Consider the following 17,950-nt stretch of genomic DNA (forward strand, 5'->3'; position numbering starts at 1 on the left):
CACCCACGAATGCCTTTTGAGCCTCTACAGCCTCCCCAAAGTTTCCTCAAGAGCAATTCTCCAGGAAGGTAGCTCCACCCCGAAACTCCTCTTCAGGCGATCATTTGATAATCGTGAATTTTCTGGACGCCGTGCCGGGGTCGGATATTCGGTATCTGGAATACCTGTGACTGCTGGCCAGGATTTCCCGGTGGGCGGCGCAGACTTCTCGAAGATTGCCTTCGCAAAACCACACCAGCTCGTCTCTCCACCGCAGGTCATGTGATAGATCCCTGCGTGCTTCGGTGACCAGGGATGTTCGAGCACCTGCCGCGTTGCGCGAGCCAGCGCGAGAGCGGTGGTGGGGGCCCCAAACTGGTTATCTACAATGCGTAACTGATCGCGCTCAGCTCCGAGGCGAAGCATGGTGCGCAGAAAGTTCTGCCCATGCGGACTGTAGACCCAGCTTGTACGGAAGATCAGATGCCGCGCCCCGGAGGCGGCAATATTCTGCTCGCCAAGAAGCTTGCTGGCTCCATAAACATTCAGCGGGTTTGTCTTATCAGACTCTACCCATGTGCCCTGCTTCGTTCCGTCGAAAACGTAATCTGTCGAGTAGTGAACGAGCAGCGCATTCCTGCGCTTTGCCTCTTCCGCCAGGACGCCTGGAGCCTCGCCGTTAACACGGTTCGCCAGGTCAGGTTCGGACTCTGCCCGATCGACGGCGGTATAAGCTGCCGCGTTCAGAATGATTTCGGGTTCAGACTCGGCGATGGCGCCTGGGATCGTTTCCGGGCGGCTCAGGTCGCAGCCCTCCCGCCCCATGGCAACAACATCGGCGTAGTCGGCAAACTCCCGTTGAAGTTCGACGCCAAGCTGCCCTTGCGCACCCAGGATCAGAACGCGGCCCAGCTTCATGCGAAGATCTCCGCGTCCGCCAGCAGCTTGCCTTGCCGATCTTTATCGGAAACGACAGCGTCGGCATCCGCCACCTGCCAATCCACGCCGATCGCCGGATCGTTCCAGAGAATGGTGCGTTCGCCGGCAGGAGAGTAATAGTCGGTCACCTTGTAGGCGAAACCGGCTTTCTCCGTCAGGACAGAGAAACCATGCCCGAAGCCCGGCGGAATCCAGAGCATGGAGCCGTTGTCTTCGGAAAGCTCGACGGCTACATGCTTGCCGAAGGTCGGCGAGCTTTTTCTCAGGTCAATCGCCGCATCGATGACCGCGCCGAAGGCCACACGCACAAGCTTTCCCTGCGGCTGAATCACCTGATAGTGAATACCGCGAATCACGCCCTTCGACGACACGGAGAAATTATCCTGTTTCCAATCGGTGGGCAGGCCCGCTTCCTGCATCAGCCGCTCGTTATAAGTTTCAAGAAAGAAACCGCGTGAATCGCTGAAGCGCTTCGGCGTAAAAAGCAGGACGCCAGGAATAGCTGTTTCGGTAATCTTCATCCGATTGTGTCTCCGGCAACCTGCTGATCGTTGAGCAGCGAAATCAGGTATTGGCCATATCCGCTCTTCCGGACAGGCGCTATCAGCCCTTCAAGCTGCCCGGCGGAAATGTAACCATAACGGAACGCTATTTCTTCAGGGCATGCTATCTTCAATCCCTGCCGGCGCTCGATGGTCTGGATGAACATGCCTGCTTCAAATAGCGACTCATGCGTGCCGGTATCGAGCCAGGCCATGCCGCGGCCCATGATTTCGACATTCAGGCTGCCGCGATTGAGATACTCGCGATTGACGTCTGTGATCTCCAGCTCGCCGCGCGGCGAGGGCTTAAGAGCCGAGGCGATCTGCACGACTTCGTTGTCGTAGAAGTAAAGGCCGGTCACCGCGTAGCGTGACTTCGGCTTATCGGGCTTTTCTTCAAGGCTGATCGCTCGGCCGTCGCGGTCGAACTCGACTACGCCATAGCGCTCAGGGTCATGCACCTGGTAGGCGAAAACGGTAGCGCCCGAGTCCTTCTGCGCGGCGCGCTGCAGCTGCGTGGAGAGTGACTGCCCGTAGAAGATGTTGTCGCCTAGAACCAGCGCGACAGAATCGTTGCCGACAAACTCTTTGCCGATGATGAAGGCCTGCGCCAGTCCATCGGGGCTGGGCTGCACGGCATATTGCAGCTTCATGCCCCAGCGAGAGCCGTCACCCAGCAGGTCCGCGAAGCGCTGCGTGTCCTGCGGCGTGGAGATGATTAAAATTTCGCGAATCCCCGCCAGCATCAGCGTGGTCAGCGGATAGTAGATCATCGGCTTGTCATACACCGGCAGCAACTGCTTCGAGATGACATGCGTTACGGGATACAGCCGAGTGCCTGAACCTCCCGCTAAGATAATTCCCTTCATTTGGCCAGCCGCTCCGAGTAATTGAGATCAATCCACTGCTGGTACGCACCTGATTTCACATTCTCGACCCACTGCATATTGTCGAGATACCACTGCACGGTCTCGCGAATGCCGCCCTCGAAGACCTGTGTTGGCTGCCATCCTAACTCTTCGCGGATCTTGGTTGCATTGATCGCGTACCGGCGATCATGACCAGGACGATCTTTCACATAGGTAATCAGGCTCCGGCGGCTGCCGATTTTGTCGCTGGGGCGCTGTTCGTCAAGGATGTCGCAGATGGCGTGGACGACCTCGATATTCTTCCGCTCGCTCGAACCGCCGACGTTGTAAGTTTCGCCGACTTTGCCTTTCTCCAGTACGGTACGAATGGCAGAGCAGTGATCTTTGACGAAGAGCCAATCACGCACATTGAGGCCGTCTCCATACACTGGCAATGACTTCCCTTCGAGCGCATTCAGGATCACCAGCGGAATCAGCTTCTCGGGAAACTGGTAGGGGCCGTAATTATTCGAGCAATTCGTCGTAAGAACCGGCAGGCCATAGGTGTGGAAGTAAGCACGGACCAGGTGGTCGGAGCCCGCTTTTGAGGCAGAATACGGGCTGTTCGGTGTATACGGGGTAGTTTCAGAGAAGGCCGGATCATCAGGACCGAGCGTGCCGTAAACCTCGTCCGTCGAGACATGGAGGAAACGGAAGTCCTGCTTATCCTTGCCGGTCAGGCCATTCCAATAGGCCTTTGCCTCTTCGAGCAATGCAAATGTGCCCAGAACATTCGTTTTGACGAATGCTTCCGGGCCTTCGATCGATCGATCTACATGGCTCTCGGCCGCAAAGTGAAGAATGGCACGAGGCTGGTGCTCCGCAAAAAGACCAGCGATCAGCTTGCGATCGCCGATATCTCCCTTTACAAAAACGTGTCTCGGGTCTTTCTCGATCGAGAGCAGATTTTCATGGTTGCCTGCATAGGTCAACAGGTCAAGGTTTACAACCTTCGAGCCGGTCTGGCTGATCCACTCCAGAACGAAGTTGGAGCCGATGAAACCTGCGCCGCCCGTGACTATTACCGTATCGTTCATGCGATTCGACTTCCTTTCCGGCTTAAAAAAGGATGGCTGCTGCAATGGAACCAATGGCTATCGACGAGAAGAACTGTGACCATTCCAGGAATCCCTTTGCGGCCGAGGGGCGGAAGGTCTTTTCCGGAACGATTACAGTGTCGCCCGGATGTATGGCCGACGCGTTAAAGGTGTCTCCCCAGACTCCCTTATTTGCCTGGCGGCTCAGCACCGATCCGTCAGCGCGGATCACAAACGAGTGCTTGCGATCGGCATCGCGATTGGGACCGCCAGCAAGACCCAGGTAGTCACCGACACGTCTTCCGTTCGCGTAGAGGAACGAGTTCTGGTCATACACGGCACCGACCACGTTCACGGTCGAAGGCATACTCGGAACGGTGAAGGTGTCGCCGTCTTCGAGGGGCAGGTCGGGCAGGCTAGCCAGCCCGCTCGCGTCAGGCCTCATCTCGAGCACCATGCGGCCTGTCGCGCGGATAAGCTGCAGCTTGTCGATGAGCTGGTTTGCAGTCGGAAGCGCCGCGGTAGCGCCGGCAATGTCCTGCGCGTTGGCTGTTGCGGAAGAGGTCTGCGCGAGATTTCCGCGAAGGATCTGGAGCTGCAACGACCGCACATATTCATCGATGCGCTGCTGCTGGATCACCCGGGTCGATTCGCGAGTGAACTCGGAACCGTACAGGTATGCTCCGTTTGACAGGCCTCCGGCCCGCTCCACCAGCTGCCGCAATGTCTCTCCCGGCTTTACGCTGTATGTGCCGGAGTGATTGAACTCGCCTTCGAGCCGCACAAACTTCGTCTGCTCGGCGACTGGAACATGAATGTCGGCTTGCGAGAATACGCTCACCACGTCGCCCGGCTGCAAGGTCAGATCCTGCGAAGCATCATGCCCCATCACCAGCTTGCCGAGATCGAACGATATCAGCGAAGTCTTCAGAGTCTCAGGGTTGAGGCGCTCAATCACGGCGTAGTCCCAGTCGATCTCGGGAGCCGACAGGGTGACGGTGGTGTGCTGTGTAGCTGAAGCCGTGTTCTGCGTGACCACCCGCGAAGCACGCTCGGCCAGCGTACCGCTGCTCTCGGTCTGCGGACCCGTGGGATTATTGCCCTGCAGCGAGCGTGGATCGCTGGGCGCATAGCTGCCCGAACCGCTTAGATCGCCGTAAAGTCCCTGATCCTGTCCGTTGGACTGGCCATTCGACTGGCCAGCCGGATTATCCGACGGGCTGTAGATCGAAGGCTGGCTGCCCTGATTCAAATTGTCACTGCTGCCCGTCACCGATACCCAGGGGCTGGGCTCGTAGCCGGGAGGGCACTGCATGCCCATCTGGGCCTGGGTATTGGATCGGCTCGACAGACTGCTGGTATTATCGGCGGTCTTCAGAACGCACGTATACCTGCTGCGGTAATAGTTGCTGAGGCGCTGCTGGGCGCGCAGATCGACGGGCCAACCAGGCTGCCGCATGGCCGAGAGTGTCGGCACCGGCTCGAAGTCGGGCGTCGGCAGGCCGAGCTGCGTCCGCTTCCACCAGTAGTCGCGGGTAATCAGCGAATCGCGATCGGGAATCAGGTCAGAGAGCTTCATGCCCTCGTGCCAGGAAAAACGGCCGGGATTGGCGGTATTGCCGCGAAGCGTTACGGTCTGCTTGTACGAAGGCACGATGGAGAGAATCCGCAGAATGTCGCCATTGTGAACAGGTGTCGACAATCCCGAGGAGTCCAGGCTTACTTCCATGGCCGTGCGGTGATCGTGATCGACGATTCTCTCAATGGATACGCGCGCGCCTTCTGCGATAGCAGAGGCTCCGCCTGCATCCTTCAGAACCTGGTCTACCGTCGACTCGCCGCGTAGTTCATAGATGCCTGGCCGGCTGACACTGCCGACGAAGGCCACCTGCGGCCCGACAGCAGGAATAAAGATGACGTCGCCCGACTGCAGGGTGGTGTCGTGAGATTTGTCGCCATTCACCAGCAGATCGTAGAGATCGAAGTCCGTAACGACCTGGCCGCCACGCTTCAACAGGATGTGCCGCATCGAACCGAGGACAGAAGGACCGCCGCTGGCAAAGAGAGCATCCACCAGCGTACTGAGCGAGCTGACAGTGTATGTGCCCGGCTTATGCGCCTGACCGACGACATACACCTGCACGCCACGGGTCTGGCCCACATCTGCCGTCAGGTCGAAGTTTCGGAAGATGCGTCCAATGGCCGAGCGGAGATGTTCGTTCAATACCTGCGCCGGGATGCCTGCCACATGAATCTGCCCGACCTGTGGAATATAGATCTCTCCGGAGCGGTCGACGCGGAGATTGGCATTGAAGTTCACCTGGCCCCAGACCCGGATACGCAACTCGTCCCCCGGCCCGATCACGTAATCGGCGGGAACGGGAATCTGGTCGAGCGGGGTGAAGTTCGCCGGAGCATATTGAAAGAGCGATGCGCCGAAGATAGGCAATATCTGCCCGGTACTGCTGGCTACGAACTTCTGGAACTCTGTCAGCGGCTCGGGAGGAAGCGGTATCCGGTTACTGTAGCGGTTTCCCTGCAACCCGAGACCGTTTACGTCGTTATAGTTCTGAGGCATGCTGCTGCCCGTGCTGGTCTGCGTCTGGGGGGTTGTTATCCCCAACTGCCCCATGCTGCCGCTGCGATCCATGTTCCCCAGGCCGCTAGCTCCCGACCCATTGGAGTTCTGAGAGTTGCAGGCCGCTGAAGCAGCCATCGTGGGGTCGGAACAATCCACGGTGTTCGTCCCGCCCTGCATGTTTTGAGCAGGCGCGGTGAAAGGAAGCAGGGGAAGAAGAAGGGCAAAGCCCAGAACCAATTGCTTGCGCATAACCTCGAAAGCCGTGCGGTGCTTGCTTAGCCGCAGTTCAGCCGAATGAGAACTCCTTCACAAAAATTACCGCTTGCGGCTCCCGCGTCCGCAGCATGAGTGCGGAATGACGGGGTGCTACATACATCGTTCCGGGAGAGAACAGGCCCGGAGATCGTTCTTACTGCAAAACGTGCACGGCCAGTGTCATCAAACGGTGCCCGATACCAGGGAAACGGAAACAGGTTCCGCGAAAAAATCACCGGTTTCGAGAGGGATCACTGTTGATTTGACGGACTTTCCAGGCGCCAGGCCACGCGGCACATCGCCCGCAACGAGCGTGAGAAGCTCCATCTGACATTTATCGAGCGTAATTTCAGGGGGAATATGAGCGTAACGCTTTGCATGGATAGTAATCACCTTGCGATCCTTCGCGAAGGCTGTTGGAGTCAGCATCCCGGCGGCGTACAACAGAACTCCGATTTTGAGTCGACTCATCTGCTCCCGGTCCGCGCCCGCAACGCGGACACTTACAGAAGATATCCTACTCGAAAGCACTCAGGGGATGCGACTTCCGTCGCATGGCCCTATTCGACATTCAATGTGAGCTGCACGGAGTGACTTAGGCCGGGCGCGGCTCCGGTGACCGGCAAGGTATAGGTGCCAGAGGGAGTGCTGTTGGCCGGCGGAGGCGTACTTCCCGTCGTGTTTTTTCCCGGCGTCACCCCAAGATTGCAGCCGCTGGGAACCAGGCAAAGCAGAATTGCCAGGCAAACACACCGCAATACCGCTCCACGCCGCCGGACCGCAAGAATCCCCAATGGCAGCAACAGGGCAAGAGATACACCCCATCCCCTGCTCTCGCTCCTCCGCTCCTGCGCGGTCGAGGGCGCCTTCCCGGTGATCACGGTAACCGTCGCGCTCGCCGTGCTCTCTCCGCTGAGAGTGACAGACGCCGGGTTCACGGAGCAACTGCTGTTGGCGGGCGCTCCCGCACAGGCGAGGGCCACCGTACCGGTCGACCCGTTGATGGGGAGGATTTGCAGGCTGTAGGTCGCCGTCTGTCCGCTTGTGATGGTCGCTGACGACGAACCGGCGACCTGAAGGGAAAAATCCTCTCCATTACCCGCCAGCGTCACATTCAACGGATGCCCGAGATTGGTGAAATCGACCGTCACGTTCCCGGTGCGGGCACCGGCCACGGAGGGCTTGAAGACTACCCCGAGTCCACAGCTCACACCAACGGCGAGGGTTTGCCCGCAGGGGTTCGGACCCTGGACAAGCGTGAAGTCGCCGGCAATAGATGGCTGCAGACCGGTAAGCGCGACACCGCCATTGTTCGTCACCGTGACCGTCTGCTCCGGGCTCGTCTGGCCGACCCCGAAGTTTCCGAAGTTCACCGCGGCGGGCGTTGCCGAAACACCGGCTGGGGCTACGCCTACGCCGGTGAGCGCAACCGGCTGGCTGCGCAGGGCGTCTCCGACGATCAGGGTCCCCGCTTCCGTACCGATTGTCGTCGGAGTAAAGACAACAGTAATCGCGCAGGCCGTGTGTCCCGCGAGTGAGGTTCCGCAGCTGTTGATCGCGCTGAAGTCCCCGCTTACCTGGGTGGCGATCAGCTGCAGGGCCTGGTCGCCGTTGTTTGTCAGCGTTACCGTCTGCGTCGCACTGTTGGTGCCGATCACCTGTGCCGGGAAAGCCAGGCTCAACGGCGTAAGCACATCGGTCGCTGGAGCGGCGCCGATGCCGAGCAGCGGGACCGTCTGCGTGCCAGAGCTGTCAACTACAGTCAGCGCTCCGCTGCGATTCCCTGGAGCCGTGGGGGTAAAGCTTATCCCGACCGTACAGCCTGTCTGCGCGGGCAGCGACGCGACACAGGTATTTGCGCTGATCGAGAAATCTCCGGTAACGGTTTCACTGGTGAGTGACGCGGGCACGCCGCCTTCATTCGAGATAGTTACGTTCTGCGCCTGCGCCGTCTGGCCGACCAGCGTCTGCGCAAAAGAGAGGCTCGCGGGATTGAGAACCACCGAAGATGCAGCCAGTCCCTCGCCTGAGAGAGCGACGGTCGCCTGCCCTGTCGGGATGTTCGCATACACGGTCATGGTTCCCGAGCGAGTGCCGGTCTGCGTTGGATCGAAGGATACGGAAATGCTGCAGGCATCGCCCGGCGCAACCGGGCCGGCGCAAGTATCCGTTTCGGTGAAATCGCCGGTCACCGCAATTTGCGAGACGTTCAGCGTGAAGTTGCTGGTGTTGGTAACTTGAACGCTCTGTGCCGCGCTTGCCGTCTGAACTGCCTGGCCGGGAAAGCTCAAGGACATGGGCGAAACAGTCAGGCTGGCGAAGGTCGTGCCCGCCGTGACCAGGTTCGTCTGCCACACGCCCCGCCCGTACGTTGCCGCACGCAGCACCGAGGTCGACCCTTCATTAAAGGTCGCCAGCTGCACGACAGGCGCGGCCGGCAGCGACGTGCCAAAAGCAGTCCAGCAGGCACTGGTGGGGGGAGCACAGGAGCTAATGCTGGTCGTAACGTAAACGCCGGTATCGAGGGCCACATACGCAGTGTTCGCATCGTTCGGATCGATCACGAAGCTGTTTGCCGGGGCGTCCGGCAGGTTACTGGTGATGTTGTTCCAGTCGGCTCCGCCGTCCGTTGAAGCGTAAACCTTGGCGACTACCAGTCCATTTCCGGAAAAGCCCTCGACAGTCGCGTAAACCGTCTGTCCAGTGGGGTCGTGGGGATCGACGTAGAGGCTGGAGATGTCGAAACCGCCTGGATTGAACTGGTCATTTTGCGCGCCGCCATTCGCTACCGAGGAGTGGAAGAGATCGATCCATTCGGTCGAGGATCCGGAGTTGGCATCGATCGACGCCGTAAAGACATGCCCCGGTACCGTGCCGCCACCGCTGAAATCGCACGCGCCCAGCGAGGCGATGTCGCACTCACCGGCCATACCCGCATACACACGCTCGGGCGTTCCCTCTGCGTCGCTGGTGCTGCCCGAGGCGGCGAGCGAACGGACTAGCGCGTTCCCGCTGCAGGGCGAGTTGCCGCCGATGCCATCGAGCGAGTTGCTGATCTGGTTCGCGGAGCTCCAGCCGGCACCCCCCGTCGCCGGGCCACGCCACATGCGGCAGGTCCCCAGCAGGATATTCGCCGGGTTCTGGGGATCGAGGATCCACGGCGCCGCAAGGACCGGCTCAGACTCATCGCCATCCACCTGCGTGTTACCGATTACCGGGCTTCCGAAATCCGCAATGGTGCAGGCCGCGCCCTTTGCACAGCGATTGATACCCACTCCGAAGTACGAGGTCGCGTACCAGTTCGTCAGCGTGACAGGATCGATGGCCGCGTAGTTCCCTTTACCGTTCAGCACCTGCTGCCACCCGTCCGCCCCCTGTGGCGCCGCGGTCCCCAGACCGCCCAGCGAAACCATCATGTTCTGCGGATTCGTGGGATCCTGGGCCAGATTCTCGACCTCCGCGAGCGACCCGATTGCGGGATTCAGGTTTTGGAAATGCGTGGCATCGTCGCTTGAGCAGGCCGCCTGCTGCTGGTTGACGTCGTCGGTGGTTCTCCACAGGCCTCCATCGTTGCCGAAATAGAGCAACTGCGTGGACCACGCAGTTGCATCGATGGCATGCTGTGCCGGAGCCACCTTCGCTCCGGCGCAGGTAGTGGAATTGGTCGCGTTCCGCCAGGCACAGCCTTCCGCCAGGCTGCAGCGAAAAAGATCGGCAGTGCCGACGAACAGGAGCGTGTCCTGCCCGGAAGGGACCGCGGCAAGCGAGAGATCGTAATCCGCCTGCAAGATCGTCGTTGCCGGTACGGCTGAATCAAGATTTCCAGCCTCGATGGCCGAATCGGCAATCCGGGTTACAAAGGCCGGCGATGCCGAGGAACACGCACCACTGCTGAGCGCGCAAACGTCACGCCACAATCCCTGGTCTAGATTGTTTTCGTCGACGGTGATCGCAAACATATCTCCCGTCACCGGCTGCACCGCAAGAGTTCCACGCAGCATGGGGCAGCCACGCGAACCTGGAGCACCCGGGTTCGTCGGGCAGTACCCTGACGTCAGGTTCGTGCCGGGTTGAGCTGCAAGCCGCGTCCATGTCACCCCATCCGCGGACTCATAGTAGCCATGGAATTGCACCGCCGCATAAAACCTATTCCGTACCGGATTCCAGACGACCGAAGTCACCGCATTCCCGCACAGCGTGGATGCACCGGCCACCGACGCGCCACAGCCGCCGAAATTACTCGTGGACGACTGGACGATTCCGCTGGCTACGGAGCTGTCCTCGATCGTCGCCATCCGCCAGCTCTGGCCAGAGTCCGTGGAGTAGTACAGCCCCATCATGCTGTAAGCGGAGGTGGTCGCGTTGGTCGTGATCCCCTCCGACGCCTGCGAGACCGCGGCCACCACGACGGGGCTGCCGTTTACTGTTCCCCAGGCAAATCCGGAAAAGCCACTTCCGTAAAAGACGAAGTTGCGGCTTCCACTGTAGTTCGCATCATCGGACTGCGTGATCAGGCTCCATGTGAGACCGCCATTGGTCGAACGGAGAATCCCCGCCCCATAATAGGAATCGGTCGCGTTGTTGGGATCACCCGTGCCCGCGAGAATCACCGGCTCCGTACCTGCAGATACCGGCTGCACGCTCAAGGCCCCGATGCTGAGCGAAATTTCATTATCCGCATTAAAAGCGCTGGTCACATCGGTCATCGGAGTGAAGGTGACCGATCCTGAAGAGGAAGCCGCTGCATCGGTCGATTTCCAGACCCCGCCGCCGGTCGTACCGACATACACGGTGTTCCCGGAGGGGTCCGAACTATCGACGGCGATGCTGGTCACCCGGCCGGTGACGGCACCGTAGAGCGAGGTGTTCACGTAGGCCGGTCCCACCGGTTGCCACGCCTGCGGATACGAAGGCGTAGTGGCAGCCACACCCAGCCGTGCATACATCCTGCCATGCTGCGCTCGTGCACTCAGCAGTAGCTCCGCTGGATTACCGGGCGCATGTGCAGAACTACGTACACCGATCCCACGATGGGCCAGGAATCGCGCGTCTCGCTGCCGCGCCGCGGCGGCGTTACCAATGGTGGCGATCTTCTGCTGCGCCCATAGGGGCGCCGTCAGCACAAACGCGAAGACAACACTTCGAACACAAAACCTTAACAAGGTGCGTCGGCCTCTTCTCCTCTCCATTCGACACGGCGGCCGCGGGACACACGAGGGCGAACGAAGAGGAATTTATCGCTGCGTTTCAGTTAGGGATAGTTGCCCCATTATGAAACGGCGAGCGAAGCCGGCAAATATTACTTTTGTTTTTCGGTCCGATTCAGAAGAGAGAACCGCTCTCCGTCGCTTCGATCTGACGGATGTATTTCTTCGAGTCGAACTTTTTGCCCGTCGAAGCACCGGACATGTAACGGATGGTTCCGAAAATGGGACGCTCGAACCAGGGCCGGTCATGGACGCCGCCAATCGCCCATGCGACCCCGGCATAGCCGTTGGGGTCGCGACCGTCGAGTTCGTACTTGTCGTTCAGGATCACGCACCACTCCCACGCCTTCGCCGGGTTCGGCGCCCACTCCAGAACCTTTTTTGCCCAGTACATGCGCATGTAGTTGTGCATCCAGCCGAGACGCACCATCTGCAGCTGTGCAGCGTTCCATAGATCGTCGTAGGTTTCGCCTCGCTCGAGCTCTTCAAGGCTGTACTGCGGATCGCGCTTGTCATGCAAATGCTCACGCAGCGTCTTCTGCGCCCACTCCGGCGCGCACCCGATTGAATCATATTCAGGCACGAACTTCACGAAATTCACCGAGAGTTCACGCCATCCGATCAACTCGTTGAAGTAGGCATCGCGCGCCGTGTGCGGAGCCTTGCCTGCCTCGACGGCTTCATTCACCGCGAGCGCGATAGTCGCGGGGCTGATATGGCCGAAGTGCAGATAGGGTGACATCTGGCTGGTGCCTTCGGTCTCCGGATGGTTGCGCTCCTTCTCGTATCCGGCAAGCTGGTGGGTCACGAAGCGCTTCAGCCGCTTGAGTGCGGCATGGGTTCCGCCTGTAAAGGTATCGACCGGCGTGACGGAGCGATCGAAGTTTTTCCAGCCTGCGGTCACGTCGTCTTTCACATGAAAGCTCTCGAAGCCGCGTGGCCGGCTCCAATGATGTTGCGCCTTGTGATTCGGGTGCGGAACGAGATACTTCGGGATCTCCGCGTTCAGCTTCGACCGCATGTTGTGCAGCATGTAGAAATGCTTCGGCCAGATGGATGAGGGTACAACGACATCCGCGTCGACCGTCCAGTAAGGAAGTTTCACTCGTTTGGCGAAGACTGAGCGCCAGCGCTCGGGCTCACGCATGGGGTTTTCATCGCCGATGATCATGGCCGCGCCGGCTTCTTCAAGCAGCGCATCGAGCTTGTTGCCAGGCGGACGCCGCACGACAAACGTGACGTTGCGCTCGGCGAGGTCTTCCTCGATGTCGATCAGGCCCTGGTTCAGGAAAGCGTAGTGGCGCAGGTTTGCGTTCGGAAAGTTTGAGATCGCCGAGAAGTAAGCGATGACGGGAAGACCCAGTTCATTGCCGATCTCAATAGCAAGGTCGAGCGCCGGATTGTCGACACCTCGCTGAGCACGCTGCATCCAGTAGACGATGCATTTGCCATCCTTGCGCGGTTCCCCTGCACGGCGCACCTGCACACGTGGACTGTCGGCCAGCTTCTTAAGAAATGCTGCGATCCTGCTCTCTTCGGTGTTCTTTTCCTGCATCCGCTCTCCTGCTCCTGTTTATGCTAGATGCCGGAAGAACCGCCGGAAGAACCATTGATGCAATGTCTCTGCCTGCTCGGAACATTTGTCATTCCGAACGCAGCGAGGAACCTCCCTTTTTTCCTATTACATCAACACGGAAGACAGCAGGCCCTTTCACCTCATCCGGGGCGGCAATTTTGGAAGCGATGCGCAAAGCAAAGAGGCAGCCGAAGCTGCCTCCTGGAAACGCAATCTACAAGACCCGCTACCAGCGACCCCACGCGCGGCTCATGTAGTCGGTGAGCGTCATCGCCAGCAGCACACAGAAGGTGAAGAAGCCTGCGGCGACGGTCAGCTTGGTGAGCTTCGAACTGTACTTCACATGCATAAAGAACAGCACCACGATGGTCGCTTTGAAGATGGCGATACCCAGCGCGACTACTGCGTTGAAAGTCCCCAGCTCGAGATAAGACGCGCCCACGGTAAGAGCGGTGCAGATCATCAACAGCAGAAAGATGACGCCGTAAAGCTTGGGGCTGACGATATGTTGTTCGTGATGTGTCGGTTCTGACATGTCTCTATTCCTACTTTCACTGGTGTCGACTGATCAGATAGAGCAATGGAAAAAGGAATATCCACACAATATCGACGAAGTGCCAATATAAACCGAAGTTTTCTATCGTCGTCATGTGGCCCTGTGTGTAGGCACCTGCCTGCGCCTTGATGACCAACCCAATCAGGATAGAAATACCGATGATCATGTGCAGCGCGTGCATGCCGGTCATGGCGAAGTAGAGCGAGAAGTAAACCTGCGTCTTCTCGGCCATGTCGAGCGGCAGCGCCTTGTCTTCGGGATACGCCGGATTCACACGAACGAAATCCTGCACGCTGAAGTTCAGGCCGGGAACGTGATGCTTCTCCCACTTCTCGTGGTACTCGTCTGCCTTGATGCCAAGGAAGACCACGCCCAGCACAATGGTTGCGAGGAGCCACATGACCAGTGCGCTCTTGCGGCGCATCTCGGCCGAGTAGACGCCCATTGCCATCGTGAAGCTCGAGCAGATCAGCACGGCAGTGTTGATGGTGCCGAGAACGATCGAGAGCTGGTGGCTGCCGGCAACGAAGGCCGGGTAGTACCAGTTCCGGTAAATCATGTAGGCGGCGAACATGCCGCCGAAGAACATGATTTCCGTCAGCAGGAAGAGCCACATGCCAAAGCTCGAGGTCTCCCGCTGCTGCTCGACCGTGGCGAAGTGGTGGCGCAGATACGGCGGATGCTCGTGACCGGCGTGCGTGTGGTCAGGATGGGTTGCGATCGCTTGGCTATCCAACGGTCTGCACCTCGTTCTTGGTCTTGTTTGCCAGCCATTCGTAGTCGTAGGCTTCGTAGTCGATGACCGGCGTCTCGATGAAGTTCTCCGTCAGCGGTGGCGACTGGATCTGCCACTCAAGCCCTGTTGCCTGCCACGGATTCGGTCCGGCGATCTTGCCGTACTTGAGCGACCAGGTCAGGTAGAGCATCGGCAGCAGGTATCCGACACCAAGCACTGTCGCGCCTGCGGTCGAGAGCACGTTCAGCACCTGGAACTCCGGCGGATACGCGGCGTAACGGCGCGGCATGCCGAGATAGCCGACGATGAACTGCGGGAAAAAGGTCAGGTTGAAGCCGATGAAGGTGGTCAGCGCGGCCAGCTTGGAGAGGCCCTCGGGATACATGCGACCGGTCATCTTGGGCCACCAGAAGTGGACGCCCGAGAGGAAGGCCATGAGCATGCCGCCCACCATGACGAAGTGGAAGTGAGCCACGATGAAGTAGGTCTCGGTCAGGTGAATGTCCATGCCCAGCGAACCGAGGAAGACGCCCGTCAATCCGCCGATGGTGAACAGCCCCATGAAGCCGAAGGCGTAGAGCATCGGCGTCTCGAAGGTGATCGAACCCTTGTAGAGTGTCGCGGCCCAGTTGAAGATCTTGATGGCCGAAGGCACAGCAACCAGCATGGTCAGCAGCGAGAAGACCAGCGCCGAGTAGTTCGAGACACCCATGATGAACATGTGGTGTTCCCAGACGAAGAATCCGAAGACCGCGATGGCAACGGACGAGAAGGCGACCGCAGTGTATCCGAAGACGCGCTTGCGCGAGAAGGTACTGATGACTTCTGAGATAACGCCCATGCCCGGCAGAATCATGATGTACACGGCCGGGTGCGAGTAGAACCAGAACAGGTGTTGAAACAGCAGCGGATCGCCACCCTTGGCCGGATCGAAGACGCCGATGCCGATGGTGCGTTCGAGGATGACGAGCACCAGCGCGATCGCCAGAACCGGAGTGCCGAGAACCATCAGCACCGAAGCCGCATAGTGCGACCAGACAAAGAGCGGCAGTCGGAACCATGTCATGCCCGGAGCGCGCATGCGATGGATGGTGACGATGAAGTTGAGTCCTGTGAAGATCGAGCTAAAGCCCGCAACGAAGATGCCCAGGCCCGCCGTGATCACGTGCGTGTTCAGGTAGTGCGTGCTCAGCGGAGTCGTGAAAGTCCAGCCGGTGTCGACACCGCCCGAAATCAGCGCGGCCAGCGTGAAGATGCCGCCGGCAAGATACAGATACCAGCTCAGCAGGTTGATCTTCGGAAAGGCAAGGTCTTTCGCCCCCACCATGATGGGAATAAGGAAGTTTCCGATGGTAGCCGGAACCGAAGGCACCAGGAACAGGAAGATCATCACGATACCGTGCATCGTGAAGAGCTTGTTGTAGGTGTCGGCCGCCATCAGGTCGGTCTGTGGCGTCAGCAGTTCCAGGCGGATGAGTCCGGCCATGGCGCCGCCGATGAAGAAAAAGAACGTAATCGAGATCAGGTACAGGATCGCGATGCGCTTGTGATCCCCGGTCAGCAGCCAGCTCTTCAGGCCGTACTCGGCATTGAGGTAGGACCGCTTCGGCATTGTCGCCGTCGACTGGTCCGGAAGAGAAACGATTGTGCTCATGGCTTCACCATCCCCGACGCTGCTGGCGCCGTTTGCTGCACCCCGCTTGGTACCTGGGTCGTGTTTGCTGTCTGCTGCACACGATAGTTCGTATTCAACTGCTTGATATATTCCACCAGGTCGATCAGGCCTTCTTCGCTGATCTGGCCCTGGTAGGTCGGCATGATCGGCGCGTATCCCGCCATCGTATGCATGGTCGGGTTCAGAATCGCATCGCGCAGGAACGCATCGTCCACCGTCGCCGACGATCCGTTCGAGAGCTGCACCCGGCCCGCATAGGAGGCCGCCAGGTTCGGACCGCGCGCGTCTGCCGCTCCGTTATGGCAGGAGGCACAGCCGAGGCTGGCAAAGAGCCTCTCTCCATTCTGCGCGAGGGACATGCCGCTGGTCGAGCCCGCCGTCCACTTCTGGTAGTCGTCGGGAGTCAGTACGGTGACTTCGCCGATCATCTGCGAGTGCAGCGTGCCGCAATACTGCGTGCAGAAAAGGTGATAGGTTCCCGGCTTGGTCGGCGTGAACCAGACTGTCGTGTACCGGCCCGGGATCACCTCACGCTTTACGCGGAAGGCGGGAATCGAATAGCTGTGAAAGACGTCCTGCGAGATCATCGTCAGGCGCACGGGCTGACCAGTCGGCACATGCAGGGCGTTGATCTCGTGCTGGCCGCCCGGGTGCTCGGCCTTCCACATCCACTGCTTGCCCACCACGTAGATGTTCATCGCGTTCGCAGGCGGATCGTAGATACGGAAGTAGAGCAGAGCGCCCCAGACAAACGTGACCATGAAAAGCGCCAGCGGGATAATGGTCCAGGTCGCTTCGAGCAGCGTGGAGCCTTCGATCTGCGTGGCGACCGGATTCTTCTCCTGGCGATACAGAATCGAGAGCCCGCCAACGAGCGCAACCACCAGGACCATGCCCACAAGCGAGATCAGGATGAGGAAGAAGTACAGTGCATCCGCATAGGGAGCGATTCCCGACGCTTCGGGCGGAAAGAGCGCGAAGTGTTCGAGCCAGTTAACGAGAAATTGCCAGAGTACCGGGCTAATAAGATGCATCGTTCCCTTTATCCATTCGCCAGTTTCGTGGTCACACTACGCGCGGACTTGATATCGCGCCGGAACATTACCACCATGTAAGAACCAAGTATGAGAAGCGTAAGCAGGCAGCCCGCCTGCACAATACGGCCGATCAAAAGGCTGTGCCGGTTCAGTGTCGGGTCGTAGCGATAGCAGTAGGTCAGGATATTGTCGACCGGCGTGCCGATCTTGCCGGCCGAAGCTTCCACCAATCCAAGCTGAATATCGCGCGGCGCAAACTCGACGCCGAGGTAGTACTGCGAGAGAAGACCCTGCGGTGTCGCGATCTCGATGGCGCTGGCGTGCGCGAACTGATCCATCTTCCCGTCAGGACCGGGAACACGCGTGTAGCCGAATCCGACAGCATCGGTCACGGCCTTGATGGAAGCAGCGTCGCCCGTAAGGAAATGCCAGCCGTTCGCGGTCTGCGGGCGGTCATACCGCTTCAGATAGAACGCTTTTTCCTTCGCAGCGATCGCCGGAGTCTCCGACGGATCGATGCTGACGAGGACAACATCGAACTGCTTGCCGGGATCGAACTTTACCATCTGCAACGCGCCGACCAGGCCGTTAATCTCCTCGGGGCAAAGCATCTTGCACTCGTAGTAGACCGTCGAGAAGATGACCGGACGCTTATTGAAGTAATCGCCAAGCCGAACCGTGTTCCCTGCCTCGTCGTGGAAGACAGCATCTAGCGGCAGCGGCTGGTTCAGCTTCTGGACCACGGAAATTTTCTGGAGAGCTGTGGGCGCCGTGTTCTGCACCGCTCCCATTTCCTTCTGCCCGTAGTCGGAGACCTGCGCATGCAGAGCAACCGGGACGCAGGCGAGGGCGAGCGTCAGCAGGCTTCCGCCTGCCGCTTTCAGGATTGTCCGGATTGTCTGCGCATTCTGCATCTGATTCT

Annotated in this window: 13 protein-coding genes; all 13 read right to left on the minus strand. The window is 59.3% G+C overall.

From position 1 onward, the window contains the following. Nucleotides 1–24 precede the first annotated feature (24 nt). The 13 genes from rfbD to LJD29_RS07340 all read right to left on the minus strand — a co-directional run bounded on the left by rfbD (nucleotide 25) and on the right by LJD29_RS07340 (nucleotide 17,942). A complete protein-coding gene (gene rfbD / locus LJD29_RS07280) occupies nucleotides 25–897 on the minus strand; it encodes a dTDP-4-dehydrorhamnose reductase (RefSeq protein ID WP_446745087.1) in 873 nt (290 codons plus the stop codon). Continuing rightward, nucleotides 894–1,439 carry a dTDP-4-dehydrorhamnose 3,5-epimerase gene (gene rfbC / locus LJD29_RS07285; protein ID WP_446745088.1) on the minus strand — a complete coding sequence of 182 codons (546 nt, stop codon included), beginning with the start codon at nucleotides 1,437–1,439 and terminating at the stop codon, nucleotides 894–896. The genes rfbD and rfbC overlap by 4 nt, the downstream gene beginning before the upstream one ends. Next, nucleotides 1,436–2,329, minus strand: a complete 894-nt coding sequence (rfbA, locus tag LJD29_RS07290; protein WP_446745089.1) for a glucose-1-phosphate thymidylyltransferase RfbA — start codon at nucleotides 2,327–2,329, stop codon at nucleotides 1,436–1,438. Before rfbA ends, rfbC begins: the two co-directional genes overlap by 4 nt. Next, a complete protein-coding gene (rfbB, locus tag LJD29_RS07295) occupies nucleotides 2,326–3,405 on the minus strand; it encodes a dTDP-glucose 4,6-dehydratase (RefSeq protein ID WP_446745090.1) in 1,080 nt (359 codons plus the stop codon). The genes rfbA and rfbB overlap by 4 nt, the downstream gene beginning before the upstream one ends. A 22-nt stretch (nucleotides 3,406–3,427) precedes the next feature. Then, nucleotides 3,428–6,235 (minus strand): SLBB domain-containing protein, encoded by a 2,808-nt coding sequence (locus LJD29_RS07300; protein ID WP_446745091.1) that lies wholly within the window; start codon nucleotides 6,233–6,235, stop codon nucleotides 3,428–3,430. Nucleotides 6,236–6,424: 189 nt separating this feature from the next. Then, nucleotides 6,425–6,712 (minus strand): hypothetical protein, encoded by a 288-nt coding sequence (locus LJD29_RS07305; RefSeq protein ID WP_446745092.1) that lies wholly within the window; start codon nucleotides 6,710–6,712, stop codon nucleotides 6,425–6,427. Nucleotides 6,713–6,801: 89 nt separating this feature from the next. Further along, nucleotides 6,802–11,187, minus strand: coding sequence for a choice-of-anchor D domain-containing protein (locus LJD29_RS07310; protein WP_446745093.1), 4,386 nt, complete (start codon nucleotides 11,185–11,187; stop codon nucleotides 6,802–6,804). Nucleotides 11,188–11,563: 376 nt separating this feature from the next. Further along, complete coding sequence (locus LJD29_RS07315; protein WP_446745094.1) at nucleotides 11,564–13,003, minus strand: deoxyribodipyrimidine photo-lyase; 1,440 nt, start codon at nucleotides 13,001–13,003, stop codon at nucleotides 11,564–11,566. Nucleotides 13,004–13,250: 247 nt separating this feature from the next. After that, on the minus strand, nucleotides 13,251–13,559 hold the full coding sequence (locus tag LJD29_RS07320; protein ID WP_446745095.1) for a cytochrome C oxidase subunit IV family protein: 309 nt from the start codon (nucleotides 13,557–13,559) through the stop codon (nucleotides 13,251–13,253). Nucleotides 13,560–13,575: 16 nt separating this feature from the next. Beyond that, nucleotides 13,576–14,316 carry a cytochrome c oxidase subunit 3 gene (locus tag LJD29_RS07325; protein WP_446745096.1) on the minus strand — a complete coding sequence of 247 codons (741 nt, stop codon included), beginning with the start codon at nucleotides 14,314–14,316 and terminating at the stop codon, nucleotides 13,576–13,578. After that, nucleotides 14,309–15,970 carry a cytochrome c oxidase subunit I gene (gene ctaD / locus LJD29_RS07330; protein ID WP_446745097.1) on the minus strand — a complete coding sequence of 554 codons (1,662 nt, stop codon included), beginning with the start codon at nucleotides 15,968–15,970 and terminating at the stop codon, nucleotides 14,309–14,311. The genes LJD29_RS07325 and ctaD overlap by 8 nt, the downstream gene beginning before the upstream one ends. Then, entirely contained in the window at nucleotides 15,967–17,025 is a 1,059-nt protein-coding gene (gene coxB / locus LJD29_RS07335) for a cytochrome c oxidase subunit II (protein WP_446745098.1), read from the minus strand. Before coxB ends, ctaD begins: the two co-directional genes overlap by 4 nt. An 8-nt stretch (nucleotides 17,026–17,033) precedes the next feature. Then, entirely contained in the window at nucleotides 17,034–17,942 is a 909-nt protein-coding gene (locus LJD29_RS07340; RefSeq protein ID WP_446745099.1) for an SCO family protein, read from the minus strand. Nucleotides 17,943–17,950 lie beyond the last annotated feature (8 nt).

Origin of the sequence: Silvibacterium acidisoli (assembly GCA_022870745.1) — a bacterium.
Taxonomy (GTDB): domain Bacteria; phylum Acidobacteriota; class Terriglobia; order Terriglobales; family Acidobacteriaceae; genus Silvibacterium.

Bases quoted from the DNA above. Each gene is read 5' to 3' on its own strand.
- rfbD (WP_446745087.1), bottom strand. From the start codon at position 897: ATGAAGCTGGGCCGCGTTCTGATCCTGGGTGCGCAAGGGCAGCTTGGC.
- rfbC (WP_446745088.1), bottom strand. From the start codon at position 1,439: ATGAAGATTACCGAAACAGCTATTCCTGGCGTCCTGCTTTTTACGCCG.
- rfbA (WP_446745089.1), bottom strand. From the start codon at position 2,329: ATGAAGGGAATTATCTTAGCGGGAGGTTCAGGCACTCGGCTGTATCCC.
- rfbB (WP_446745090.1), bottom strand. From the start codon at position 3,405: ATGAACGATACGGTAATAGTCACGGGCGGCGCAGGTTTCATCGGCTCC.
- LJD29_RS07300 (WP_446745091.1), bottom strand. From the start codon at position 6,235: ATGCGCAAGCAATTGGTTCTGGGCTTTGCCCTTCTTCTTCCCCTGCTT.
- LJD29_RS07305 (WP_446745092.1), bottom strand. From the start codon at position 6,712: ATGAGTCGACTCAAAATCGGAGTTCTGTTGTACGCCGCCGGGATGCTG.
- LJD29_RS07310 (WP_446745093.1), bottom strand. From the start codon at position 11,187: ATGTATGCACGGCTGGGTGTGGCTGCCACTACGCCTTCGTATCCGCAG.
- LJD29_RS07315 (WP_446745094.1), bottom strand. From the start codon at position 13,003: ATGCAGGAAAAGAACACCGAAGAGAGCAGGATCGCAGCATTTCTTAAG.
- LJD29_RS07320 (WP_446745095.1), bottom strand. From the start codon at position 13,559: ATGTCAGAACCGACACATCACGAACAACATATCGTCAGCCCCAAGCTT.
- ctaD (WP_446745097.1), bottom strand. From the start codon at position 15,970: ATGAGCACAATCGTTTCTCTTCCGGACCAGTCGACGGCGACAATGCCG.
- coxB (WP_446745098.1), bottom strand. From the start codon at position 17,025: ATGCATCTTATTAGCCCGGTACTCTGGCAATTTCTCGTTAACTGGCTC.
- LJD29_RS07340 (WP_446745099.1), bottom strand. From the start codon at position 17,942: ATGCAGAATGCGCAGACAATCCGGACAATCCTGAAAGCGGCAGGCGGA.